Origin of the sequence: Pseudomonas sp. Xaverov 259 (assembly GCF_019352915.1) — a bacterium.
Lineage (GTDB): Bacteria > Pseudomonadota > Gammaproteobacteria > Pseudomonadales > Pseudomonadaceae > Aquipseudomonas.
In genome coordinates, this window is sequence record NZ_JAAAFV010000031.1 from 484,345 (window position 1) to 508,519 (window position 24,175).

The window sequence follows — 24,175 nt, forward strand, 5'->3', positions numbered from 1 at the left end:
CCGTTGCATCGAGAATTTGAAATGGATGTTCGCCAGTTTGCCTTCCTTGTTCGCCAGCCTTCGGCTGCCCTGAAAAGCCGTGACGCGTTCCTGGGCCTGCCCAAACGTGGCCTGGCCCTGATCCTGGCCAATGCGCTGTTCTGGCAGCCATTGCTGGCCCAGGCCGAAGGCATTGTGGTCAGCGCACCGGGCACCAGCGTCGGCCAGGCCGGCAACGGCGTGCCGGTGGTGAACATCGCCGCGCCCAATGGCAGTGGCTTGTCCCACAACCAGTTCAAGGACTACAACGTCGGCGCCAATGGCGTGATCCTCAACAACGCCACCGCCATCACGCAGTCAACCCAGTTGGGCGGGATCATCCTCGGCAACCCCAACCTGCAGGGCCGCGCGGCCAATATCATCCTCAACGAAGTCAACGGCGGCAGCCCCAGCCAGTTGCGGGGCTACACCGAAGTGGCGGGGCAGTCGGCCAAGGTCATCGTGGCCAACCCTTACGGCATCACTTGCAGCGGCTGCGGGTTCATCAATACGCCGAATGTGACCCTCACCACCGGCAAACCGGTGCTCGACAACGGCCGCCTGGACCGTTACCAGGTCGATGGCGGCGCCGTGACCATCGACGGCCAGGGTTTGAACGCCAGCAACGTGGATCGCTTCGAAATCATCACCCGCTCAGCCAGGATCAATGCCCAGATCAACGCGCGTAACTTGACCGTGGTTGCCGGGCGCAACGACGTTAACGCCCAGACCTTGAATGCGACGGCACGTGCCGATGACGGCAGCGCCAAGCCCGAATTGGCGATCGACTCGTCGGCATTGGGCGGCATGTACGCCGGTGCGATCAAACTGGTGGGCACCGAAGCCGGTGTGGGCGTGAAGCTCGACGGCACCCTGGCGGCCAGTGGCGGCGATATTCAGCTGGATGCCAACGGCCACTTGAGCCTGGCGCAGACAGCGGCCACCGGCAACATCAACGTCACCGTGCAGAGCGTCAACCTCACCGACAAGGTTTACGCCGGTAACAACGTGCAGGTCACCAGCGCCCAGGCGCTGGTCAACCAGAAGAGCCTCGCCGCCCGCGACAGCATCACCCTGGCCAGCAATGGCCAGGTCACCAACAACGGGATCATCGAAGCGGGCGTCAACGCCGATGAAACGCGCAATGCCAACGGCGATGTCAGCGTGTCTGCGGGCAGCCTTAAAAATACCCAAAGCGTGGTCGCCAGCCGCACCCTGACAGTGACGGCTGCACACAACCTCGACAACCAGAACGCGACCTTGAGCGGCGCGACCGCAGTGGTCAACGCTGGCCAAGTGGATAACCGTGGCGGTCGCGTGCTGGGCACGGCATCGCTGAAGGTCAATGCCACGGGCCTGGATAACCGCACCGGTGGTGTGTTGCACAGCGACAACAGCACCGACGTCACTGCGGCCACCCTGCAAAACCAGAACGGCCGCGTGATCGGCCTCAATTCCCTGACGCTGATTGCCGGGCAAGTGGGCAATGACAACGGCCTGCTGGCCAGCCAGCAACAGGCCCATGTAACTGCCGGCCTACTGAGCAACCAGGCAGGCGAAATCTCCGCCAACCAAACCAGCGTTACCGCCACCACCCTGGATAACCGCGCCGGCAAACTGCTGGGTGCCAACCTCAATGTGCTCGCCAGCGGCGCAATCGACAACCGCCTGGGGATCTTCTCGGCCACCAGCCTGCTGACCCTGCAAGCCTCCAGCCTGGACAACAGCGGCCAAGGCACCGTTGCCAGCCAGGGCAACCTGACCGCGAACATCACCGGGCTGTTCGATAACCACAATCAAGGCAACCTGGTCAGCCAGGGCGCCCAACAGGTCAGCGTCGGCCAACTCAACAACGCCCAGGCCGGGCTGGTATCGAGTAAAAACACCCTGGTATTGCACGGCGATACCCTGGCCAACCAGGGCGGCCTGGTGATTGCCGACGGGGCGATGACCCTCACCGGCGGCAGCGTCGACAACAGCCAGCAAGGCGTGATCAGCAGCAAGGCCAATACCCGCGTCGAACTCGCCAGCCTCAACAACAGCACTGGTGGCCGACTGAGCAGCGACGGCGGCCTGAGCCTCAGCGCCAGTCAAATCGAAAACGGTGCCGGGCGGATCAGCGCCAAGGGCGACCTGCTGGCAACCGTCGGGGTGCTCAACCAACAAGCCGGCGAATTGGTCAGCGAAGGCGTGCTGAGTTTTACCGGCACCGCCCTGGATAACCGCAACGGCGGCCTCATCGCTGCCACCCGTGGCGTCGACCTGTACAGCCCGAGCATTCTCAACCAGCAAGGTGAAATCTCCAGCCAGGCCCGCGTGCGGCTGGGTGCCGATCAACTTACCAACAGTGGCGGCAAGGTCATTGGTGACGGCGGCCTGGTGCTCACCGTGCAGCGCTTGCTCAACCAGAACAAAGGCCTGTTGGCGGCGCGCCAAGGCCTGGAATTGAACGGCGCGCAACTGGACAACAGCCTGGGCGGCCGCGTGATCAGCCAAACGGGCGTGAACATCAACCTGAGCGGCGATCTGCTTAACCAAGGGCAGGGCGTGTTACTCAGTGACGGCGCGTTAACCCTCAATGCCGGCACCCTGAACAACAGCCAGGCCGGTGTAATCAGCGCCAAACAACAGCTTGACCTGCGCAGTGCGGGCCTTAACAACAGCCAGCGCGGCAGTATCAGCAGTGACGCCGGAATCCTGCTTAAAACCGTGCAACTGGACAACAGCCAGCAAGGTTCGATCTTCGCCAAGTCCGCGCTGCAGGCAAACCTTACCGGGCTGGACCAGCATGACCGCGGTGAACTGGTCAGCAATACCGCCATCGACCTGGACCTGAACCACGGGCAACTGATCAACCGTGACCACGGCCTGATTGCCACGCCCGGCCAATTACTGCTGCGCAACCTCGGCAGCGTCGACAACAGCCAGGGCGGCGAGCTTTCCAGCACGCAATCCTTTGCGGTGGTGGCCGACACGCTGAACAACCGTGGCGGCAAAGTCATCAGTGGCGACAGCTTGCAGGTGCGCATCGCCCAGGCGCTGGATAACAGCGTCGAAGGCGTGGTGTCGGCCAAGAACCTCTTACAGGTGGCGGCGGGCAGCCTTGACAACCAGGCCGGTGGCGCGATTGCCAGCCGTGGCGCTGTGGACCTCAAGGTCGCTGGCGCCCTGGACAACCGTAATCAGGGCCTGATCAGCGCGGCGACCACGCTGGATGCAACGGCGGGCGCATTGAACAACAGCGACAAAGGCCGGCTCTCGGCCGGCACTCGCCAAACCCTCAGCACCGGCGCGCTGGATAACAGCCAGGGCGGGCAACTGGTCAGCGATGGCAGCTTCACACTGACTGCGGCCGATGTGAGCAACCGCAACGGCGTGATCGGCAGCCAGCAGGCCTTGAGCCTGAACGTCGCCAACCTCGACAACACGGCGGGCCTGATCAACAGCCAGGGCGACCTCAGCTTGGCGGGGCAGCGTGTGGACTCGAGCCTTGGCGGTGAAATCTCGGCCAAGGGCAACCTGCAACTGGTGGTGCAACAGCTGATCCAGCGCCAGGGCCGCCTGATCGGCGAGCGCGCTGTGGCGCTCGACCTGCAAGGCGGCGACCTCGACAACAGCGCCGGCCTGATCAGCGCCAAAGGGCCGCTGAGCTTTGCGCGCCTGGCCAACCTCACCAACCGCGATCAAGGCGAAATCTCCAGCAATATAGGGTTCAGCGTAGCGGCCCAGCGTATCGACAACAGTGATCGCGGGGTCATCCTCAGTACCGATCAACTGCGCGTTGAGGCGAACACCCTGATCAACGCCAACAAAGGCCTGATCTCCGGCTGGAACGGTTTGACCGTGGCCGGCGGCAGCCTCGACAACAGCGCCGAAGGCACGCTGTCGAGCAAAAACGGCAGCCTGCAAGTCAACCTCAGCGGCGGCCTCGATAACCACGCGGCGGGCGCTCTGGTGAGCCAGGGTCTGCAAACCCTCAGCGCGGCGAGCCTCAACAACGCCCAAGGCATCATCTCCAGTCAGGGCGATGTGGGCCTGAGCATTGCCGGGCGCCTGGATAACAGCAATAACGGCTTGATTTCTTCCAGCCAATCGCTGGGCTTCAACCACGCCCAAAGCCAGATCCTCAACCGTGGCGGCCAGATCAGCGCGGCCAACATCAACCTGATCGGCCAGAGCCTGGACAACAGCGCCGGCCAACTGATCAGCCAGGGCGCCCTGCAAGGCACCCTCAGCGGTGCACTGATCAACGCCAACAATGCGCGCCTGGCCAGTGGCGGCGCGTTGCTGCTGAACGCCGCCAGCCTCGACAACCGTGGCGGCCAACTGGTCAGCCAAAACCGGCTTGACCTGACGCTCGCCAGCGGCGATTTGAACAACAGTGGCAAAGGCACCCTCGCCAGCCAGCAGGACCTGCTGATCAAACTGCTGGCCGGTGACGTCAACAACCAGCAAGACGGCCTGATCTACAGCCAGAAGGGCAAGCTTGAGCTTGCCGCACGCACCCTCGATAACCAGCAGGGCACCTTACAAAGCCAGACCGACAACTTGCTGCGTCTGAGCGGCGCCCTCAACAACCAGGGCGGCCGAGTCGACAGCCTCAGCGGCAACCTGGACCTGAACGCGGCCAACGTGGCCAACACCAACGGCGGCATCCTCAACAGCGGCAAAGGCTGGATCAAACTGGTCAGTGGCTTGTTCGACAACGGCGGCGGCATCACCCAGGCGCAATCGCTGGATATCGACGCCAAGGGCGGTGTGCTCAACCAACTGGGGCACCTGTCGGCGCTGGGCGGTGAAAACCGCATTGTCACCAGCAGCCTGAACAACCAGGGCGGCGGCGTGTATGCCAACACCTTGCTCAAGGTCACGGCCGCAGACTTCGATAACCAGGGCACGGCGGCCAATAATGGCGGCAAGGTCGGCGCCCGCAACATAGACTTCGGCCTCACCGGCACCTTGAGCAACCGCTTCGGCCTGATCGAAAGCGACGACACCCTGCGCCTTGCCGCGCAAACCCTCAACAACGCCGGTGGCAACCTACGCGCCATGGGCCGCGCGGGCAACACCGATATCAACGTGTCGGGGCTGTTCGATAACCGCTCCGGCGCGCTGGAAAGTGCCAACGAAAATCTCAACCTGCAAGCCGGCAACCTCGACAACAACGGTGGCCGTATCGTGCACACCGGCAGCGGCAAATTCGACCTGACGTCTGATCAAGTCACCCGTGCCGGCGGCAGCTTTGTCACCAACGGCCAGTTAAACATCAAGGCAGCGAGCTGGACCAACAGCAGCGTGATCCAGGCCGGGCGCTTGAACCTCGATATCGGCCAATTCACCCAGACCGCCAGCGGCCAGTTGTTGGGCGCACAAAGCCTGACCGGCACCGGCGACACTTGGACCAACGACGGCCTGCTGGCGAGTGACGGCAGCCTCAACCTCACGCTCAGCGGCGGCTACAGCGGCAACGGCCGGGTCAGCAGCCTCGGCGCCATGACCCTCACCAGCGCCAGCATGGGCCTGGGCGAAAACGCCCGCATTGCCGGCGGCGCGGTCACCCAGGTCAACAGCAGCACCCTGACCAACCACGGGCGCCTGACCGCCCTCGGCGACCTCACGGTAAACGCCACCACCCTGAACAACTACGGGACGTTGGGCGGCGCGGAAAAAGTCCGCCTCAACGCCACCCACCTGCTCAACGACAGGGGCCTGCTGTTCAGCGGCAACGACATGACCTTGCGCGCCAACGATGTGCGCAACAACTACGGCGACGTCTACAGCCTCGGCGGCCTGGACATTGCCCGCGACGATGCGGGTGCGCGCAGCAGCCTGATCGAAAACGTCTCCGGCAGCCTGGAAAGCGCCGGCAACATGCGCCTGCTGGCCGACACTTTGAGCAACCGCCGCGACCAGTTCAGCACGCAAAAGAAACTGGTCTCGGGCAACCTCGATATCTATTCCAACGACTTCTGCAAAGGCAAAGGCTGCGAGCTGTACTTCACCTCCGTAGAGAAATACGAAGACGTGCTGGTCGGCAGCTCGGCCTCGGCGTTCATCAACGCCGGTGGGGACCTGACCGTCGGCAGCCAGACCTTCGATAACCTCTACAGCTCGGTGTCTGCCGCCAAAAACATCCTGATCAACACCGACGTGCTGACCAACCGTGGCGCGGCCGGCGGTGAAGAAGTGCACCTGAATTCGGGCTTTTATACCCGTGACCGCAGCTTCTACAACACCTTCATGGAGCGCCAGAACCAGTTCAACGTCTACAACAACCCCAACTCCGGCGACTACCGCCCAGGTGAGATGACCCTGGCCAAGATCATGGCCGGCATTGGTAACTTTTACGAAACCAGCACTTACGTAGTGCCGACCGCCGGCAGCGTCATTGCCCAGGCGGTGATTCAGGCGGCTGGCTCGGTGACGGTCAACGCCACGCAAAAAATCGACAACAGCGTGATTCGCCCCAACGCCACCGACATCAAGGCCCCGGCGCAAAACCACAACACCAACTCCGACGTGTTCGCCTCCACGGTGAAACCGGCGATTACCGCACAACTGCCGCCAGATCTGGCTCAGCGCCAGGTCAACCCGGCCACCTTGCCTGGCTTCAGCCTGCCCACCGGCCAGAACGGTCTGTTCCGCCTGAGCGGCCAACAGGCCAAGACGGACAGCGCCGCCAGCGCCTCCACTGGCACTGGAGACTTCAGCGTCGGCGGCCGCCAGATTGCCGACAGAGACCGCGAAAAACCGCTGGACTACAGCGCCGTGCAAGAGCGTGGTTTCAGCGTCGATGGCCAGCCACTCAGCGGCGCGGTCACCGGCCAAGGCCCGCTGAACCTGGACAGCCGCGCGCCGTCGGTAACCCGCGTGCAAGGGCTGCCGCAAATCGCCGCGGTCGACAATAGCCACAAATACCTGATCGAAACCAACCCGGCGCTCACCGACCTCAAGCAGTTCATGAGCTCCGATTACCTGCTGGGCAAACTGGGCTACAACCCTGATACCGCCTGGAAACGCCTGGGCGATGGTCTCTATGAGCAACGCCTGATCCGCGAAGCCGTGGTGGCCCGCACCGGCCAGCGCTACATCGATGGCATCGCCAGTGACGACGCGCTGTTCCGTTACCTGATGGACAACGCCATCAGCTACAAGGACTCGCTCAAGCTGCAACTCGGCGTGTCGCTGACCGCCGAGCAAGTCGCGGCGCTGACCCACGACATCGTGTGGATGGAAGAAGCCGAGGTCAACGGCCAAAAAGTCCTGACCCCAGTGCTCTACCTGGCCCAGGCCAACAACCGCCTGGCGCCCAACGGCGCACTGATCCAAGGCCAGGACGTGAGCCTGATCACCGGCGGCGACCTGCACAACAGCGGCACCCTGCGCGCCACCAACAACCTGAGCATGGTGGCCGGCAACATCGACAACAGCGGCCTGATGCAAGCCGGCAACCGCCTGGAAATGCTCGCCACCGACTCGATCCGCAACACCGGTGGCGGCATCATTAACGCCCGCGACATCAGCGCCACCGCCGTGACCGGCGACATCCTCAACGAGCGCACCGTCACCACCTTCAAGCAAGAAGGCGAGGGCTACCAACTGCGCAACGACGTGGCCAGCGACGCCTCGCGCTTCGAAGCCACCGACACCCTCAAGCTCAACGCCGGGCGCGATGTACTCAACGTCGGCAGCGACCTCAAGGCCGGTGGCAACGCCAGCGTGACCGCCGGGCGCGACGTGGTCATCGCCAGCCAGACCGAACAGGACGACTACGCCTACCAACGCCGCCGCGTCAAAGGCACCGAGCAAACCACCCTGCAATACGGCTCGAACGTGGACGTGGGCGGCAACCTCGCCATCGACGCCCGCCGCGACATCGCCGTGGTCGCCAGCACCGTCAGCGCCGCCAAAGACCTCAGCGTCAAAGCCGGCGAAAACCTGACCCTGGCCGCTGCCGCCAACGAACAACACGACTACTCCAAAGGCAAAAAAGGCGGCACCAAAACCACCACCCAACTCGACACCGTCACCCAACAAAGCGCCGAACTCAAAGCCGGCGGCGACCTCATCGCCATCGCCGGCACCGACCTGACCCTGGTCGCCAGCAAAATCAGCGCCGGCAACGAAGCCTACGTACACGCCGACAACGAACTGAGCCTGCTGGCCGCGCAAGACAGCAACTATTCGTTGTACGACATGAGCAAAAAGGGCGGTTGGGGCAGCAAGAAAACCCAGCGCGATGAAGTCACCCAGGTGACGAATGTGGGGAGTGAGATCAAGACCGGTGGCGACCTGACGTTGCAAAGCGGCGGGGACCAGAAGTATCAAGCGGCGAAGCTCGACAGTGGCGGGGATATTGCGATTGTCAGTGGTGGGGCGGTGACGTTTGAGGCGGTGAAGGATTTGCACGACGAGAGCCACACCAAGAGCAAGGGTGACCTCGCCTGGACTAGCTCCAAGGGCAAGGGCAACACCGACGAGACTCTACGCCAGACGCAGATGGTTGCAGAAGGCAACGTCGTGATTAAAGCCGTCGATGGCTTGAAGATTGATATCAAGCAGATCGATCAGAATACGGTTAGCCAGACGATTGATGCGATGGTTAAAGCCGACCCGCAGTTGGCTTGGCTGAAAGAGGCCGAGAAGCGCGGAGATGTGGATTGGCGCCAGGTTAAAGAGCTGCATGAAAGTTTCAAATATAGCAATTCAGGCTTAGGCGCAGGCGCGCAAATCATCATTGCAATCATCGTGACGTACTTCACGATGGGTGCCGCCAGCGGTGCAATTGCTGCTGCAGGGACGGGGACGTCGATGGCAGGGGCGACGGCTGCAGCCACCGCTACCTCTGCTGCGGGCTGGGCCAATGCTGCGGGCAGCGTCGTTCTCGGCGGCATGGCGAGTAACGGTGCAATCAGCACCATCAATAACCGTGGCAACCTGGGCGCTGTCTTGAAGGATGTAACTTCGAGCGATGCTATGAGGGGCTATGTGGTGTCCGGTGTCACTGCTGGCTTGACTGCTGGTGTTTATGACAAGTGGACCAGCACCCAGACCGGTACTTCCACCGCACTACCCAACACTGGCGCGGTAGCTACCACAAGTCCGTTGAGCACTTGGCAAGGTGTGGGGCAGTTCACGGCCAACCAAGCACTGCAAAACGGAACATCAGTCTTGGTGGATCGCGCGCTCGGAGGGGAAGCCCGTCTTGGGGACGCGTTGCAAAATAGCTTGGCTAATGCATTTGCAGCTTATGGATTTAACCTGGTCGGGGATGTTTCCAAGGGCCGGTTTACAGAGGGTGGCATTACCAAGATTGGGTTGCATGCCTTGATGGGCGGGTTGGCAGCAGAGGCTTCTGGAGGCGACTTCCGCACAGGCGCGCTGGCAGCTGGCGTAACTGAAGCATTGGTAGATAGCCTCGCCAAGAACTACGCCGCCATGCCCGATGACCAGAAGAAAGGTTTGCTGGTCATGAACTCGCAGTTGATTGGTGTGCTTGCGGCATCGGTACTAGATGGTGCTGATGCGAAAAGCCTGCAGACGGGGGCATGGGTAGCAGGCACTGCGACCCAGTACAACTATCTGAATCATCCAGAAGTAGATGATTTGGTGAAAGACTTAAAAGGATGTCGGGGGGCGGGAGATCCCGATGCATGTCGATCGAAGGTCACCGCGAAATATGACGGCTTCAGTGATACTAAAACCGGCAGACAGATGCTGGCTTGCGAGGATTACTCAAGCTGTAATGCGTTGCGAACGGATGTCGAAGGTGGTACGAAAGCACTCGACACCTATGACGTTAGCGGTGATCTGAATCCGAAGGAGAAGGAGATTGTTCAAGGCTTCATAGATAAAAATCAGGATGATCTACGCCTGACGGTGCAGAAAACGACCCAAGCTACGAATGCGGAAGTTGCTGGTATCGTTCTTTCGGGAGGGCTGGGGGCTGGCGCTAAGGTCGTAGCTGAGTCTGCTGGAGCAAAAAGTGCTCTGAACAAATCTTTGCTTGATGAATTATCTGCTAAGGGCGTGAAATTTACCCCTGAAAATGTTGTTGCAACGGCTCGAAGTCCTAGCGGACAGGTTCTTTTCTTAGAGACTGGAAACTCAAAAGCGGGGTTGCAACACATTATCGAGGAGCATGGTAGTCAGTTCGCTCAGATGGGAGTGTCGAATGCTCAGATTCCAGGGGTTGTAATGAAGGCAGTTTCTGAGGGTAAGCTCGTTGGTTATCAAGGCACCGGAGCTGGGCGGCCAATTTATGAGCTAACAGTTAACGGGCAGACGCAGCACATCGCTGTGACTGTGGGAGGAAACGGATTCATCGTCGGTGCGAATCCAAGGGGTAGTGTCAAGTGAAAGATATAAAGTTGATGGCGGATTATCAGTGTTATCCTCTTTGGAATATGTCCCCTGGTGAATATCGGGATATAGCTCCTAGCGAACTACCGATATCTGAAGAGCTCCAGGTTCGGCTATTAGAATGGGCTGCTACTTACGATGAAACATTGGATCCTGATTACCCGCCAAACTCGGGCTTCAAGAACGAAGGGTTAGAACGTAAGTTTAAGCTGGAGGGAGAGCTATTGGTCGAATGTTTGAGAAATGAGCTTGGTCCGGCTTACTCTGTTTTTATTAAAATTTAGTTGAAGTAAAAGCGGGCGGGATCCTAAGGGATCCCCACAAATTCCCCCTAAGCTCTGAGCTTGATGGCATACCTCATCGAAAAAGAGACCGATTTATTTAAGCAACAAAGAACCTCGGAAAACTAAATAAAAGAAGCGGGTTGCTTTTGCACTTTCTTGTTAGGTCGCCAAACCTGATCGCCATATGGGCGACGGGCCGGACTACAAGCCCCGCGCCCAACCCCCCGCAAGGCATCAAAGTCTTGGCCACGCACAACGCTTCACGTATTCGTCCCCGCGGCCGATACCCTGGCGATGATTAAACGCATCAAAGAACCCGCGCCGGCCAATCGCCGGCGCTCTCAACTCGCTCTACCGTCACACCACAAGGAAGAAGTACATGATCAAGCTATTCTGCAAAGCTGCTGTTGTATTGTCCCTGGCCACGCTGTTTGGCTGCTCCTCGACGCCGTCGGTGGAGAAGATGCAGGCTGACGTGGCGAACTACTCGTTGCCCAAGGCCGCCGTCGCCGATAAAGGCCTGGTGTATGTCGTGCGCCCAAGCAACGTGGGGATGATGGTGCGGTTCAACGTGTTCCTGGATGACAAGGAAGCCGACTCGGAGATGGGTTACAACCGTGGTAACCAGTACATTTATTTCTTCGTGTCGCCGGGGCAGCACGTGATCAGTTCCAAAGCTGAAAACTGGGCGGACATGCCGATCAACGTCAAGGCCGGTGAGGTGGTTTACCTCAAGCAGGAAGTCGAAATGGGCTTCGCCGTGGCGCGCAACAGCCTCAAAGTGCTGAGCGATGTGGAAGGCCGTTATCTGGTCAAGGACGCGTCGTTGGGTACCATTGCAAAAGAAAGCAAGTGAGTTAAAAAGCGCTTGAGGCGGCCGGGCGCTGAGCTTGGCCGTTGTTGCTGTTTACATAAGTCGGAGTGACACCGTATGGACGCAATTACCCCCGCTAAACGGCCGACTATTCTGGCCAGCATCGGCCGTCGCCTGCTGGCCCGAATCATCGACTCTGGCATCGCGGTGCTGATCTTTTTCATCGTCAAGTTCGGCGCCGAGGTGCTGTCGGCGTCCGTCCCCGCCGTGACGGCCAAGGGCGGGTTCATTGCGGCGTTTTTCGCAGGTTTTGCCTACCTCTTGCTCGCAGACGCGCTGCCCAATGGCCAGAGCCTGGGCAAGCGCTTGCTCAGCATCGCGGTCGTCGACCGTAAAACCCGTAAGGGCTGCCGCATTTCTCAGTCATTCACCCGCAATGCCGGGGTGCTGGTGATCATCGACTGGGTGTGGATTTTTCTTGAGTCCAGAACCCGCCTCGGCGATATGTTCGCCAAGACCATCGTGATTCAAACCGGCAACTTGACCAAGGTACGCAGTCTTGCCGACATCTATGACGACGGGAAGCCCGGCACTGCTTGATGCGGAGTAGGGAACAAATTTATTTTCCACCTATCTGCAGGCTGCTATTTTCTAAGCATGGAGAAAAAATCTGTACCCTTTTTTATATAGAGATTCTAGATAAGAAGTGAAAGCTCTTATGGATAGCTCTTGGTTTGATGAAAACGTAAAACCATTTTTGAAGGGGTTTTCTCTAGAGTACTCATCATTTGCTGATGGAGATTTTGGTGACCTTGAAAGGATAGAACTGGAAGGGTTCAATAAGCTAGGGACTGTCGAGTTTTGGTCTAAGGGTTGGGTAAGTATTGATATATATGACTTGACCATTGATTATCAGGTTATGAATGCGTTGCTCTCTCCGGAAGAGGGGGAGTCTGTTTATCAGGCATTTGATAGGTTTATAAATATATTGGCGCAGGATGTTTGATGGTACTAAAAGTTTTAAAGAAAGAGGCGAATTTGGAAGGAAAAACTGGGATCAGAACCTGAGGAATCCCCGATTCTTCCTTCTAAAACTCATTAAGTTACAACTGTTGAAAAAGCCTTCCTGAGTCGGCAAGTTGGCTCATGAGGGAAAGTGCTCAGTTCGGCTTGCTGTCTACGTCGGTGTATCAGCCATTAATCCGGCACTGACACACCGCCTTCGCAGGCAAGCCAGCTCCCACAGTTGGTTTGTGGTGTGTCAGTAGGTTTTGGGTTGCAGGCACTCCAGTGCACGGTCCGCCAGGGATTGGGCCATGTCGATCAGGTGTTCGGTGGCACCGGCCATGTGGCGTTGATCGCCCGTCAGGCCTTGGGTGGTGTCGGCCGCGGTGGCGGCTGCGCAGCGCAGCAGGTCGCAGAGTTGGGCGAGGGCGTCTTCGAAGCTGAGGTCGTGGTGCACGGCAAAGGGCTGCGGTGAGGCGGGTTGCAGGTAGTGTCTCAGGGCGCGTTCAAATATTTCGCGGCTGGGGGTGAAGCGTGTTGAATTGCTCATGCATAAGCTCCTGATAAGGGGCCTACTTGTTTCAGGTTTCCACACCTGTTCGCTGATAGGCAGCGACAGCGTACAGGCTAGCCAGTGGCATGAGCAGGCGCAAGGTCAAAGGGCTGCTTAGGAAGCTTCCTGCACGTTAAAGGGATATGGATTGCTGGCCTTTGACACTGCATGTCGATCAGCCAGCACCCACACTCTAAATCGTGGCATCGGGCATTCCCGAGCCAGGTCTAATTTCCTTGATAAACAGCCGGTCGCCCTTCGGCTTCCGCCTTGCGCCCCTCTTGGAAGTCCTTGGATTTGTACAGCGTCGAGCGTTGCACATCCAATTGGGACAGCGCGTCGGCTTGCGCGGGGTCGATCACGCGGTGTGCGGAGGCCAGGGTGGCTTTGATTCCCAAGGGGCCGTTGGCGGCGATCTTGATGGCCAGCTCAATGGCTTTGTCGAGGACGGGCTGTGGGTCGGCGATCGCTTGGACGGTGCCCATGCGGTAGGCCTCTTGGGCTGACCAATGATCGCCGGTGAGCATGTAGCGCATGGCGTTGCCCCAGCCGGCTTCGCGCACGAAGCGCACTGTGGAGCCACCGCCTGGGTAACGGCCGTGGGTATTTTCGTCTTGGCCGAAGTTGGTGTTGTTTGCCGCGACGCGTAGGTCGGCGACCAGGAACAGTTCGTGCGCCATGTTCCAGGTGTCGCCGTGTACCGCGACGATCAGTGGTTTGGTGAGGCCGGGCATTTTTTTGCCGAGCGGGTCAATCTGCCCGTCGCCGAGGGTTACGCCGCCAGCGCTGGCGACGGCTTTAAAGCCCTCAACGTCAAGACCCTGGGAGAAGTTGTCGCCATGCCCGAACAATACGGCGGCGCGCAGTGACGGGTCATGGTCGTAGTCGTAGTAGGCCTTGGCGAGGGCCAGATAGGCTTCTGGGTCGAGTCGGTTCTGGATGTCGGGACGGTTGATGCCAATCAGTACGATCTGGCCGCGGCGCTCGACGGTAATCTTGTGAGAGGGGGTTGTTGAAATATCGAGCATTGTGACTGCGTTGGGGAGTGGTTCGGTTTTGTCGGCAGATTGTGCAAGTACAGCTCCCGTGAGCAGAGAAAGGGCTGAAAACATGACGATCTTGTGGAAAAGTCTTTGCATCGATACTTCCTTCTCTGGCGTGGGCTGTGCGGATGGTTTTCCGTGCCAGGAAGGTTAGAGGGCGCAGTGAGGCAGCTGTAGGCGGTGGGCGGGACTAACATTTATTCCGGGGTGGAATAGTGGTTGGGTTGCTTTGGGTGTCAGCCAAAGTATTGGGTGCTGATAGACCGCCATCGCAGGCAAGCCAGCTCCCACAGTAGATAGGTGTTGCCTGACACCCCCCAATCCAACTGTGGGAGCTGGCTTGCCTGCGATAGGGCCGGGCCTGCTTCCACAGTTTGAAAGGGCGCTAGGCCAGGTATTTGCGGAACCAGCCCAACGTACGCTCCCACGCCAGATTCGCCGCCGCCTCGTCATATCTCGGCGTCGAATCATTATGAAAACCATGATTGGCACCCTTATAAATAAACGCCTCATAGGTCGTGCCCGCCGCCTTCAACGCCTGCTCATACGCCGGCCAACCCTCGTTGATTCGCGTGTCCAGCTCGCCGTAATGCAACATGATCGGCGCCTTGATGCGTGGCACATCCTTCGCTTCCGGCTGCCTGCCGTAAAACGACACCGCTGCGCCCAGTTCGGGATACGCCACCGCCGCCGCATTGGTCACGCCGCCGCCATAGCAGAAGCCGGTGATCCCGACTTTGCCGGTGCTGCTGTCGTGGTGCATCAGCCATTCGATGGCGGCGAAGAAGTCGTTCATGAGTTTGGTGGGGTCGACTTTTTGTTGCAGTTCCACGCCTTTTTCATCGTTGCCGGGGTAGCCGCCCACGGAGGTGAGGCCGTCGGGTGCCAGGGCAATGAAGCCGGCTTTGGCCAGGCGCCGGGCGACGTCTTCGATGTAGGGGTTAAGGCCTCGGTTTTCGTGTACCACCACCACGGCGGGCAGTTTGCCGCTGGCCTTGGCCGGGCGTACGAGGTAGCCGCGCACGGTGCCGTTGCCTTTGGGCGAAGGGTAGGTGATGTAGTCGGCGACGATGTCCGGGTCGGTGAATTTGACCTGTTCGGCCAGCGCGTAGTTGGGGCTCAGGGCCGCCAGCAGGGCCGAGGCGGTGAGGCCGCCGAAGGTGAACAGCGCGGCGCGGTCGAGAAATTCGCGGCGGTTGAGTTTGCCGTGGGCGTAGCCGTCGTAGAGTTCCAGCAGTTCGGGGGCAAAGTCTTTCGCGGTGAGACGAGTCATCGGAGCAGTCCTCGATTAGCGGTGGTCATCACTGTAGACCAGGATCAACGTTCGCGGCCATGGGCGGAATCCGACAGTTGCCGGGTGTCGACGCGCACGAACACCGAGTCGCCGAGGGCGGTGAGCACGTCACCGGCGTACACCTCGCAGACCACGCGGCTTTTACGCCCCACGTCGCCTTCAACTCGCGCGCGCAGGGTCAGCGTCACGCCCATGGGCGTGGGCTTGATGAATTTAATGCCCAGGTTACCGGTCACGCAGTCGATGCGCGGCAGGCTGCCGGGTTCGCGCTGCTCGTTGCGGTAGTGGTAGGCCATGGCCGTCCAGTTGGAGTGGCAGTCGACCAGCATGGCGATCAGGCCACCGTAGACCAGGTCGGGCCAGCCGCTGTACTGGGCTTCGGGCAGGTGCTCGGCGATGACGTGGACACCATCGGCATCCCAACGGCTTTTGATGTGCAGGCCATGGGGGTTACTGCCGCCGCAGCCGTAGCAGATACCTTCGGGCGCGGTGATGTCCTGCAGGGAAGGGGTGTGCATGCAAAGTCCTTATTGTTTGTTTTGGCGACTACTCTGTTTAGCAGGGCACGCTGCGAAAGGGAATAAAACCATGGCATGGCGTGTTAGCTCAGCACATCTGTTCATTTGTCTTGCGGAGTGTTGCATGAAGCGTCGAATGCCCCTGTTTGTAAGCCTGGTGGTCCTCCTTAGTGTGTTTCTCGGCAGCGCGCAGGCCGTGGAGTACAAAGACGTCAACCGCACCGCCAGCCAGATCAGTTTTACCTTCCAGCAGTTCGGGCAGCGCGTGTACGGCACCTTCAGCGACTTTGAAGGCACCCTGACCTTTGACACGCAAAAGCCCGACGCGGCGCATGCGTTGCTCAAGATCCAACTGGCGAGCATCGACGCCGGCAGCCAGGATGCCAATACCCAATTGCAGCAACCGGCGTGGTTCGACACCGCGGCTTATCCTGTGGGCGTGTATGAGTCCAACGGCGCCACAGCGCTGGGCGATAACCGCTACAAAATCAGCGGCACCCTGACGATCAAGGGCATCACGCGGCCGGTGGATATTGATGTGGTGCTCAAGGAGCAAAGTGGCATCGGTGTGTTTGACGGCGCGTTCATCCTCAAGCGCGGCGACTTCAAGATTGGTGAGGGCGAATGGGCGGGCAACAGCGTGGTCTCTGATGACATCAACATCAAATTCAAGATGGTTGCGCCGCAACGCTAGCGGGCGAACTGCTTGGCCCCGGCCACACAGCCGATCACCGCAACCGTGACCAGCAGCATGCCCAGGCTGACCTGCTCATGCAGCAGGCCCGCCGCCAGCGCCAGGCCGAAAAACGGTTGCAGCAACTGCAACTGGCCGACCGCAGCGATGCCACCCTGGGCCAGGCCGCGATACCAGAACACAAAGCCGATCAGCATGCTGAACAGCGACACATAGCCCAGGCTCAGCCACGCCGGCAGGCTGATGCCCGTGAGGGTGGCCGGCGCCAGCATCACGCTCAACGGCGCCACCACCGGCAACGACACCACCAGCGCCCAGCAGATCACCTGCCAGCCGCCCAGGCTGCGCGACAGCTTGGCGCCTTCGGCATACCCCAGGCCGCACACCAATACGGCCAACAGCATCAGCACATCACCAACCGGCGCGGCGCTCAAGCCCTGGCCAACCGCGTAGCCCATCACCAGCAGGCTGCCGAGAATCGAAAACACCCAGAACACCGGGCGCGGCCGCTCGCCGCCACGCAGTACACCAAACACGGCGGTGGCCAGCGGCAGCAGGCCAATGAAGACGATGGAGTGCGCGGACGTCACGTATTGCAGCGCCAAAGCCGTAAGTAGCGGAAAACCGATCACCACACCCAGGGCGACGATTACCAGCGGCCCCCATTGCTGGGGTGCAGGGCGTTTCTCCCTGAACAACCACAACAACAGCAAACCGAGCACGGCGGCGATGACGGCGCGGATCATGGTCAGAAACACCGGGTTGAACTCCATCACCGCCAGGCGCGTAGCTGGCAGTGAACCGCTGAAGATGACCACGCCGATAAACCCGTTGATCCAGCCTTGGGTGCTGGTGTCCGACGCAGTGAGGCTTGAGGTGCGTTGCATGGTGAGGGCTCGAAATAGGTGGTTGCGTAAACGCCATCCTAGGGACCAAGATTAAGACAATCAAAAAATTGTCATGGATACATAGCCTATGCCGCGCGCCCGCTACAAGTCGCTGGTCGACACCTTTGCCCAGGACATCCGCAGCGGCGCACTGGCGCCCGGTACACGTCTGCCCACGCACCGGCAATTGGCCGCCGAGCATGGCCTGGCGTTGGTCACCGCGAGCCGGGTGTACACCGAGCTTGAAGCCATGGGCCTGGTCAGCGGCGAAACCGGGCGCGGCACCTTTGTGCGCGAAATCGCTTTGCCGCCGGGGCAGGGCAGTGGGCAGATGAATGTGGCCACCGGCATGCTCGACCTGAATTTCAATTACCCCTCGCTGCCCGGTCAGGCAGACCTGCTGCGCACCGCTCTGCGCCAATTGGCACTGTCGGGCGACCTAGAAGCGTTGCTGCGTTACCAGCCGCATGCCGGTCGCTTGCATGAGCGGGCCGTTGTGGCGCGGCATCTGTTGAGCCGAGGCCTGGCGGTTGAGGCGGAGCAGGTGCTGTTGGTCAGCGGCGCCCAGCACGGCCTGGCAGTGACGATGATGGCGTTGCTCAAGCCTGGGGATGTGATTGCTGTGGATGCGCTGACCTATTCAGGCTTCAAGGTGTTGGCCGAAACTTTGCACCTGGAAATCGTCGCCATCCCGGTCACCGCCAGCGGTCCGGATCTGGCGTTCCTGCACGCGCTGTGCCGCAAGCGTCCGGTGCGTGCGGTGTACAGCATTCCAACCCTGCATAACCCGTTGGGGTGGGTGATGAGCCTTGCGCAACGCGAGCAACTGATTGCCATCGCGCGTGAGCACCATCTGATGCTGATTGAGGATGCGGCCTACGCGTTCCTGGCCGAAGACGCGCCACCGCCGCTGGCTACTTTGGCGCCTGAGTGCACGGTGTATGTGGGCGGGTTATCCAAAAGCGTCGCCACGGGTTTGCGCGTCGGGTTTATCGCCGCGCCGTCAGCCTGGGTAAAAAAACTGGAGCGCACGATCATGGCCACTACCTGGAACGTGCCAGGGGTGATGAGCGCGATTGCGGTGGGTTGGATCGAGGACGGAACGGTCGCGCAACTCGAAGCACAAAAGCGCCAGGACGCACGGGCACGCCAAGCCTTGGCTGCGCAGCTGCTCAAGGGCGTGCCTTACATCAGCCACCCGTGTTCGTATTTTTTGTGGTTGCCGCTGGGGGACGAGACGCGGGCCGATCAGGTGGCCATGGCCTTGCAACGCGAGCAGATTTCCGTGTCTACCGCCGAGCCGTTTGCCGTCTCGGCGACGGTGCCGCACGCGCTGCGCCTGGCACTGGGTTCGGTGAGCATGGCCGCGTTGGGCGCGGCGCTGCTGAAGGTCCGGGAAGCGGTGCGGTGGTGAGCCGCACCGGCTGGCATCAGTATTTGTAAGCCTGACGCCCGATCAGCAGCCAGTGGCCTTTTTGTTTCTGCCAGACCTGGAAGTTGTCGATATCGGTCGGCACTTCGACGCCGCTGTTCACGGCCAGGGCGTGAAAATGGTTGCGCACCAGCGCGGTGTCGCCGTCCAGGGTGATGGTCTGGTTTTGCATTTCGAGGGTTTTGAATGCGCTGGTGTGGGTTTCCAAGTCAGCGATAAATTGCGCTTTGTTCTGCACCTTGCCGCTGGAGTGGCCATAGGTGAGTTTGTCGGAGGTCAGGGCGTGCAGCGCCTTGAGGTCCAGGTGCAGCATGGCTTGGGTCAGTTGGTCGACCGCTTGGGCCACATCCTTTTCGGCCGGGGCAGGCGCAGCTGCGACGTAGCCGGTGAACAGGCACAGAAAACCGATCAGCACTTTGACGTTTGGCATGGGTGTTTCCTTATTGTTGTTGGGGGTGAACACGACAGCTATAGTCGTCGTACAACCATGCAATATTTTCGAGGAAGAAGGAAAGTGAAATTTTGAAATATCTTGAAAAGATTAGGCTTGGCAGGGTTATAAAGAAATTGGTTTCTTGTACGACGTCCCAACACATCAAATAAGTGCGGGCGACGCGCCTTGTCGCTTCCAGCCCGATAAGCCGGTCGCTATGCTACTGCGCAAATAACAAACCGCCCCGAGAGACAACATGGATTTTGACTGGCACAGCGACGCCATCACCCGCGCCACTCCCGTGACCCCACACTACAAAAATACCCAGAACGTTCGCCGTTTCATGCTTGAACACTGCGGCCCGGCATTCAAGTTCGACCGGCCGTTCATGGCCTGGATCCGCAACGACTCGCCCAAAACCTTGGGCGATGTGGTGGATGAGTGGCAACGCCGCAACGAGGACGCACGCCCATGACCCGCGACGAAAAATACCAGGCTGCCCAGGAGCGCGTTGGCTACCTGCTGGAAGAGTTCAAAGTCGGCGGTAACTACACGCCGTTGGTACGCGATGGTAACCACCTGTATATCAGCGGCCAGATTCCGCGTGTCGGCGACACCCTTATGCTGCCGGGCAAGGTCGGTGAAAGCTTGACCCTGGCCCAGGCGCAAATCGCCGCCGGTATCAGCGCGTTGCGTTGCCTGGGGTTGCTCAAGCAGGCGCTGGGTTCGCTGGACCAGGTCAAAGCCATCGCGCGTATCACCGTGTATGTGCGCAGCGCAGAAGACTTTGATCAGCAGAGCGAAGTGGCCAACGGTGCATCGAACCTGTTCCACGAAATCCTCGGTGCTGCCGGTGTGCATACACGCACCTCGGTGGGGGTGATGCAACTGCCTAAATCGGCGGCGGTTGAGATCGACATGATTGCTGTCGCACACGGTTGAATTCGCGATGATCACCCAAGGGCTTGAGGTACTGATCGACTACGGCGTGCACTTGGCGCCGGGTCTGTTGCTGTTTGGCGCGTGGTTCGCGTTGACGCCAAGGGCGCAGGTGGCGATGCGCATTCTGATCCTGCTGGCGGCGTTTGTGCTGATGCGTGATGCGATGACGCCGCTGGGTATGTGGGCGGTGAGCCGCGATGCGCAGATCGCATTCAGTGGCAATGCCTTCGTGCTGGCGGCGCTGGGCGGGCTGTCGGTTTTGCTGATCATGCTGCTCTCACGCCTGGCACCGGAGTTGTGGCGGTTGATGCGTTGGTCCATTGGCAACCCGATGGTTGGCATGGTGGTGGGGCTTGTAGTCGGCTGTTTGATCGGCGTGCCGCTACGGGTTTACCAAGGCATCGAGGCGTCCGAGTTCCACGGCTATTGGGTGTGGCTGCCGGGCATGGTGGTATTGGCCTATGGCGCCAATGCGTTGGAGGAAGTGCTGTTTCGTGGTTTTTTGCAGGGTTACCTGGAGCAACAGCTCTCGCCCCTGCGCGCCGCATTGATCAGCGGCGTGGCCTTTGCAGCCTGCCATGCGTTCCTGGCTTTAAGCGTTACTCAACTGGGCTGGCCGGTGTTGCTGTTCACCCTGCTTGAAGGGTTGGCCTGTGCGTTAGTGCGCATGCGTTACGGCGTACTGCCCGCAGCACTGGCCCACGGCACCGCCATCCTGCTGATCGCCGTGCCCTACATGGCCTGATATTAAACACAACCCTGATCGCCCTGATCGTTCTCACGCTCCGCGTGGGAATGCAACCCTGGACGCTCTGCGTCCGCTCTTGAAGTCGTGACGCGGAGCGTCACAGAATGCGTTCCCACGCGGAGCGTGGGAACGATCAGTGCTCCCACTATTTTTACAACGGCGGTGTGCGCGGCGGGATCAGGCGTTTGCTGCCGGTGGCCTCATACGCGCTGGCAAAGCTCAGCAGCGCCGAATCATCGTACGCCCGGCCGGCAAAGGTCAGGCCGACGGGCATGCCGATGTCGGCCATCACACCCATCGGCACGGTGACGGTCGGCACGCCGAGGTGGCGGATGGCGAGGTTGCCGTTGGCGACCCACACGCCATTGCTCCAGGCGATGTCGGCACTGGCTTCATTCACGTCGGCATCCGCCGGGCCTACATCGGCCACGGTGGGGAACAGCACCGCATCCAGCCCAAGCGTGTCCATCCAGTCTTCCAGGTCGATGCGCCGGGTTTGCTCCAGGCCGCGCAAGCCGTCCGGCACGGTGCTGATCGCGTTCCACGGCGTGATGCCGCGCTCGGCCATGCGCACGTATTCGTCCATGCCGGCGGCCAGGTCATCCTCACGGTTGGGCAGGGTGCCTGGGTCGTGCGGGAAAATCTTCAGCCCGTCGACATCCGCCAAACGGTTGAGCGCCGGGTCGTTGTTGGCGCGCAGGAAGTCATCAAAAGCCCAGGCCGACAGTTCCCACAATTCGTCGTGCAGAAACTCTTTGGAGACCAGCCCACGGGTAAACACGGTCGGCGCGCCAGGGCGATCGCCTTCGCAGTTGGACACCAGCGGGAAATCCACCTCGATCACTTCAGCACCGGCAGCTTGCAGCGCCAGGCGTGCATCTGCCCACAGGTCGATCACACTGGCGCGGGTGTTGATCTTCTGCCCGGTCGGTCCGCCAATGCCGGGCCTTTCACTGGTGCCCGCCTCGGGGTCGGCATTGATGTACATGCGCGGCACGCCGAAACGTTTACCGGCAAGGGCTTCACTGCTCACCGCCAGGTCGGCGTAGGAAGCGGGGCGCACCGACGCCACGCTCGGGATCGGCACCCAGGGTTGCAGGCGCCACAGGTCGCCACGGGTGTCGGGGTCTTCGGCGACCACCACATCGAGCACTTCCAGCAGGTCGGCCATGGTGCGTGCATAGGGCACCACCACGTCCATGGTCGGCGTGAGCGGCCAGTTGCCGCGCACCGAAATCACCCCGCGCGACGGCGTGTAGGCGCACAAACCGTTGTTGGACGCCGGGCCGCGCCCGCTCGACCAGGTTTCTTCAGCCACACCAAAGGCGGCGAAGCTGGCCGCCGTGGCGGTACCCGCGCCGTTGGACGAGCCGGAGGCAAACGGTGCAGTCAAGTAGTCGGCGTTGTAAGGGCTTTCGGCGCGGCCATACACACCCCGCTGCATCCCGCCATTGGCCATCGGCGGCATATTGGTTTTGCCCAGGCAGATGGCGCCGCCCGCGCGCAGGCGTTCGATGGTGAAGGCGTCGCGTTGCGCAACCAGTTTGGCAAAGGCCGGGCTGCCGGATGCGGCCGTCAGGCCCTTGACCAGGTAGCTGTCCTTGGCGGTATAGGGAATGCCGTCCAATGGCCCCAACGTTTCGCCCCTGGCCCGGCGCGCATCGGACGCTTCGGCTTCTTTAAGGGCTTCGGGGTTGCGCACCACCACGGCGTTCAACGCGGTGGCGGTCTGCGGGCCGTCATAGGCATCGATCCGCGCCAGGTAGGCGTTTACCAGTTCAACGGCAGTGGTCTGGCCGGTTTCAAGCGCCGCGCGCAGTTGGGCAATGGAGACTTCGGTAACTTGCATCACGTTTTTTTCGCCGCCTTCAAGTGGGAGGTATGGCGGCAGTCTACGGACAGATATTTCACAAAACCAGCGCGGCATGCTCCGCATAGGCGGCGCGCATGACTTGCCACGTCGGCTCGTCAGCCGGAATCAGATGCTCGATACGCAGCGAGGTGAGGGTGATGTCCTGGGGCATGCCGAACGTGGTGAAGGTCGACAAAAAGCTCAGCTTGCCCTGGGGTGAGCGGATGCGCGTCAGCATCAGGGGCGGCATTTCCTCGGGCAGTTCGCAGTTGGTAGGCGTCGGCAGGTTCGCTAATAAAACCGCCAATTCAGGATTGCCCAGCGCCTCGCGGCTGGCGCGTTGCCAGGCGAGTGTGCGGATCTCTTCGGCGTTGATCAGGTGGTCGCCCAAGCCGCCGGTTTGCAGCAGCGTGGTCAGCAGGTTCAGCCCGTCTGCCGCATCCGGTTCAAGCCCCACCAGTTGAAACAGAACGCCGGTGCTGGCATTCGCCGCCAGCACTTGCCACTGGCTGTCCAACAGAATCGCCGGGGCCGGGTTGTTGGCGTGCAACACATGGCTGACGGCTTCGCGAATCGCGGCCATGGCCGGTGAGGCGAGCGGGGTGGCGGTGTAGCGTGGCGCGTAACCGGCGGCGAGGAACACGCGATTGCACTGCTCAAGCGGCACATCCAGCGCGGTCAATAAGTTGTGCAGCGTGCCGGGGCTGGGCTTGGCGCGACCGGTTTCGATGTAACTGAGGTGGCGTTGCGAAACGCCGGTGATCAGGGCCAGGTCCAGCTGGCTCAGCTTGGCGAGGCGACGCAGTTGGCGCAGCTGGTCGCCGGCAGTACTTTGCATAGTGGGTTTATAACCTGTGAGGTCATTGCGAGGGCCAAGACCTTATCACTATCGTGAGCTTCATTCACTTCAAGGACGAGACCATGCACAGACCCTTTATTGCCCTGGTCGGGTTAGTTGGATTTTCGCTGTACACGCTGGCGACGCTGCTCACCGCCGAGCAATCGCTGCTGGCCTTCGGGCGGCAATTGATGTCGCGGCCGGACACCGCGCAGGTGGTCATCGATCTGTACCTGATGGCGGTGCTGGCGTGTGTGTGGATGTATCGGGATGCGCGCGGGCGCGGGCGGTCGGTGGTGTCTGTGCTGCCGTATTTCGCGCTGACGGCGGTGTTTGTTTCGGTGGGGCCGCTGCTTTATATCGTCGTCAATGGGCTGCGCGATGAATGACCTGCTAGCTATCTACGCTGGCTGCGTGCTCCCCTGGCTGAGCGAGCTTACTGTGGCGAGCGGGGGTGC

The 24,175-nt window shown here is 60.6% G+C and carries 18 protein-coding genes; 10 read left to right on the forward strand and 8 right to left on the reverse strand.

The features are described 5' to 3' along the window. The first annotated feature begins 21 nt into the window (after positions 1-21). The 4 genes from K0H48_RS30940 (at position 22) to K0H48_RS12635 (ending at position 12,484) form a co-directional block, all read left to right on the forward strand. Entirely contained in the window at positions 22-10,377 is a 10,356-nt protein-coding gene (locus K0H48_RS30940) for a filamentous hemagglutinin N-terminal domain-containing protein (protein ID WP_219267710.1), read from the forward strand. Positions 10,378-11,127: 750 nt separating this feature from the next. Further along, entirely contained in the window at positions 11,128-11,520 is a 393-nt protein-coding gene (locus K0H48_RS12625) for a DUF2846 domain-containing protein (protein ID WP_026013838.1), read from the forward strand. Between the two features lie 75 nt (positions 11,521-11,595). Then, on the forward strand, positions 11,596-12,078 hold the full coding sequence (locus K0H48_RS12630) for an RDD family protein (RefSeq protein WP_219267711.1): 483 nt from the start codon (positions 11,596-11,598) through the stop codon (positions 12,076-12,078). A 106-nt stretch (positions 12,079-12,184) separates the two neighbouring features. Continuing rightward, on the forward strand, positions 12,185-12,484 hold the full coding sequence (locus K0H48_RS12635) for a hypothetical protein (RefSeq protein ID WP_219267712.1): 300 nt from the start codon (positions 12,185-12,187) through the stop codon (positions 12,482-12,484). A gap of 255 nt (positions 12,485-12,739) precedes the next feature. On the opposite strand, the gene K0H48_RS12640 is transcribed toward K0H48_RS12635, so the two are convergent. From K0H48_RS12640 to K0H48_RS12655, 4 genes are all read right to left on the reverse strand, one after another. After that, positions 12,740-13,033: a DUF3077 domain-containing protein gene (locus K0H48_RS12640; protein WP_219267713.1), complete on the reverse strand. Its 294-nt coding sequence runs from the start codon at positions 13,031-13,033 to the stop codon at positions 12,740-12,742. Between the two features lie 230 nt (positions 13,034-13,263). Then, positions 13,264-14,064, reverse strand: coding sequence for a crotonase/enoyl-CoA hydratase family protein (locus tag K0H48_RS12645; protein WP_257626933.1), 801 nt, complete (start codon positions 14,062-14,064; stop codon positions 13,264-13,266). A 400-nt stretch (positions 14,065-14,464) separates the two neighbouring features. Beyond that, positions 14,465-15,352: a YghX family hydrolase gene (gene yghX / locus K0H48_RS12650; protein ID WP_219267715.1), complete on the reverse strand. Its 888-nt coding sequence runs from the start codon at positions 15,350-15,352 to the stop codon at positions 14,465-14,467. Between the two features lie 44 nt (positions 15,353-15,396). After that, complete coding sequence (locus tag K0H48_RS12655) at positions 15,397-15,891, reverse strand: PaaI family thioesterase (protein ID WP_219267716.1); 495 nt, start codon at positions 15,889-15,891, stop codon at positions 15,397-15,399. A 124-nt stretch (positions 15,892-16,015) separates the two neighbouring features. On the opposite strand from K0H48_RS12655, the gene K0H48_RS12660 reads away from it, so the two are divergent. After that, entirely contained in the window at positions 16,016-16,585 is a 570-nt protein-coding gene (locus K0H48_RS12660) for a YceI family protein (RefSeq protein ID WP_219267717.1), read from the forward strand. On the opposite strand, the gene K0H48_RS12665 is transcribed toward K0H48_RS12660, so the two are convergent. After that, a complete protein-coding gene (locus tag K0H48_RS12665; protein WP_219267718.1) occupies positions 16,582-17,472 on the reverse strand; it encodes a DMT family transporter in 891 nt (296 codons plus the stop codon). The genes K0H48_RS12660 and K0H48_RS12665 overlap by 4 nt on opposite strands. An 88-nt stretch (positions 17,473-17,560) precedes the next feature. On the opposite strand from K0H48_RS12665, the gene K0H48_RS12670 reads away from it, so the two are divergent. Further along, positions 17,561-18,886 carry a PLP-dependent aminotransferase family protein gene (locus tag K0H48_RS12670; protein ID WP_219267719.1) on the forward strand — a complete coding sequence of 442 codons (1,326 nt, stop codon included), beginning with the start codon at positions 17,561-17,563 and terminating at the stop codon, positions 18,884-18,886. Between the two features lie 16 nt (positions 18,887-18,902). On the opposite strand, the gene K0H48_RS12675 is transcribed toward K0H48_RS12670, so the two are convergent. Next, positions 18,903-19,334, reverse strand: a complete 432-nt coding sequence (locus K0H48_RS12675; RefSeq protein WP_056860201.1) for a nuclear transport factor 2 family protein — start codon at positions 19,332-19,334, stop codon at positions 18,903-18,905. A 259-nt stretch (positions 19,335-19,593) separates the two neighbouring features. Here K0H48_RS12675 and K0H48_RS12680 point away from each other — a divergent pair, with 259 nt between their 5' ends. From K0H48_RS12680 to K0H48_RS12690, 3 genes are read left to right on the forward strand one after another with little or no spacing between them, the layout of a single operon-like run. Further along, the gene (locus tag K0H48_RS12680; RefSeq protein WP_219267720.1) at positions 19,594-19,812 is read left to right on the forward strand and encodes a DUF6434 domain-containing protein; all 219 of its coding nucleotides are present in this window, start codon (positions 19,594-19,596) and stop codon (positions 19,810-19,812) included. Beyond that, positions 19,809-20,279: a RidA family protein gene (locus K0H48_RS12685; protein WP_219267721.1), complete on the forward strand. Its 471-nt coding sequence runs from the start codon at positions 19,809-19,811 to the stop codon at positions 20,277-20,279. Before K0H48_RS12680 ends, K0H48_RS12685 begins: the two co-directional genes overlap by 4 nt. 7 nt (positions 20,280-20,286) lie before the next feature. Then, positions 20,287-21,024: a CPBP family intramembrane glutamic endopeptidase gene (locus K0H48_RS12690; RefSeq protein WP_219267722.1), complete on the forward strand. Its 738-nt coding sequence runs from the start codon at positions 20,287-20,289 to the stop codon at positions 21,022-21,024. A gap of 154 nt (positions 21,025-21,178) precedes the next feature. Here the strand turns inward: K0H48_RS12690 and K0H48_RS12695 are convergent, their stop codons facing one another. Both K0H48_RS12695 and K0H48_RS12700 read right to left on the reverse strand, forming a co-directional pair. Beyond that, the gene (locus tag K0H48_RS12695) at positions 21,179-22,879 is read right to left on the reverse strand and encodes an amidase (RefSeq protein ID WP_219267723.1); all 1,701 of its coding nucleotides are present in this window, start codon (positions 22,877-22,879) and stop codon (positions 21,179-21,181) included. A 55-nt stretch (positions 22,880-22,934) separates the two neighbouring features. After that, entirely contained in the window at positions 22,935-23,717 is a 783-nt protein-coding gene (locus K0H48_RS12700) for a helix-turn-helix domain-containing protein (RefSeq protein WP_219267724.1), read from the reverse strand. 83 nt (positions 23,718-23,800) lie between these two features. Here K0H48_RS12700 and K0H48_RS12705 point away from each other — a divergent pair, with 83 nt between their 5' ends. Then, positions 23,801-24,106 carry a DUF2834 domain-containing protein gene (locus tag K0H48_RS12705; RefSeq protein WP_219267725.1) on the forward strand — a complete coding sequence of 102 codons (306 nt, stop codon included), beginning with the start codon at positions 23,801-23,803 and terminating at the stop codon, positions 24,104-24,106. Positions 24,107-24,175: the final 69 nt, after the last annotated feature.

Coding starts and splice junctions, on each gene's coding strand:
- K0H48_RS30940 (WP_219267710.1), top strand. CDS start 22: ATGGATGTTCGCCAGTTTGCCTTCCTTGTTCGCCAGCCTTCGGCTGCC.
- K0H48_RS12625 (WP_026013838.1), top strand. CDS start 11,128: ATGCAGGCTGACGTGGCGAACTACTCGTTGCCCAAGGCCGCCGTCGCC.
- K0H48_RS12630 (WP_219267711.1), top strand. CDS start 11,596: ATGGACGCAATTACCCCCGCTAAACGGCCGACTATTCTGGCCAGCATC.
- K0H48_RS12640 (WP_219267713.1), bottom strand. CDS start 13,033: ATGAGCAATTCAACACGCTTCACCCCCAGCCGCGAAATATTTGAACGC.
- K0H48_RS12645 (WP_257626933.1), bottom strand. CDS start 14,064: ATGCTCGATATTTCAACAACCCCCTCTCACAAGATTACCGTCGAGCGC.
- yghX (WP_219267715.1), bottom strand. CDS start 15,352: ATGACTCGTCTCACCGCGAAAGACTTTGCCCCCGAACTGCTGGAACTC.
- K0H48_RS12655 (WP_219267716.1), bottom strand. CDS start 15,891: ATGCACACCCCTTCCCTGCAGGACATCACCGCGCCCGAAGGTATCTGC.
- K0H48_RS12660 (WP_219267717.1), top strand. CDS start 16,016: ATGAAGCGTCGAATGCCCCTGTTTGTAAGCCTGGTGGTCCTCCTTAGT.
- K0H48_RS12665 (WP_219267718.1), bottom strand. CDS start 17,472: ATGCAACGCACCTCAAGCCTCACTGCGTCGGACACCAGCACCCAAGGC.
- K0H48_RS12670 (WP_219267719.1), top strand. CDS start 17,561: ATGCCGCGCGCCCGCTACAAGTCGCTGGTCGACACCTTTGCCCAGGAC.
- K0H48_RS12675 (WP_056860201.1), bottom strand. CDS start 19,334: ATGCCAAACGTCAAAGTGCTGATCGGTTTTCTGTGCCTGTTCACCGGC.
- K0H48_RS12680 (WP_219267720.1), top strand. CDS start 19,594: ATGGATTTTGACTGGCACAGCGACGCCATCACCCGCGCCACTCCCGTG.
- K0H48_RS12685 (WP_219267721.1), top strand. CDS start 19,809: ATGACCCGCGACGAAAAATACCAGGCTGCCCAGGAGCGCGTTGGCTAC.
- K0H48_RS12690 (WP_219267722.1), top strand. CDS start 20,287: ATGATCACCCAAGGGCTTGAGGTACTGATCGACTACGGCGTGCACTTG.
- K0H48_RS12700 (WP_219267724.1), bottom strand. CDS start 23,717: ATGCAAAGTACTGCCGGCGACCAGCTGCGCCAACTGCGTCGCCTCGCC.
- K0H48_RS12705 (WP_219267725.1), top strand. CDS start 23,801: ATGCACAGACCCTTTATTGCCCTGGTCGGGTTAGTTGGATTTTCGCTG.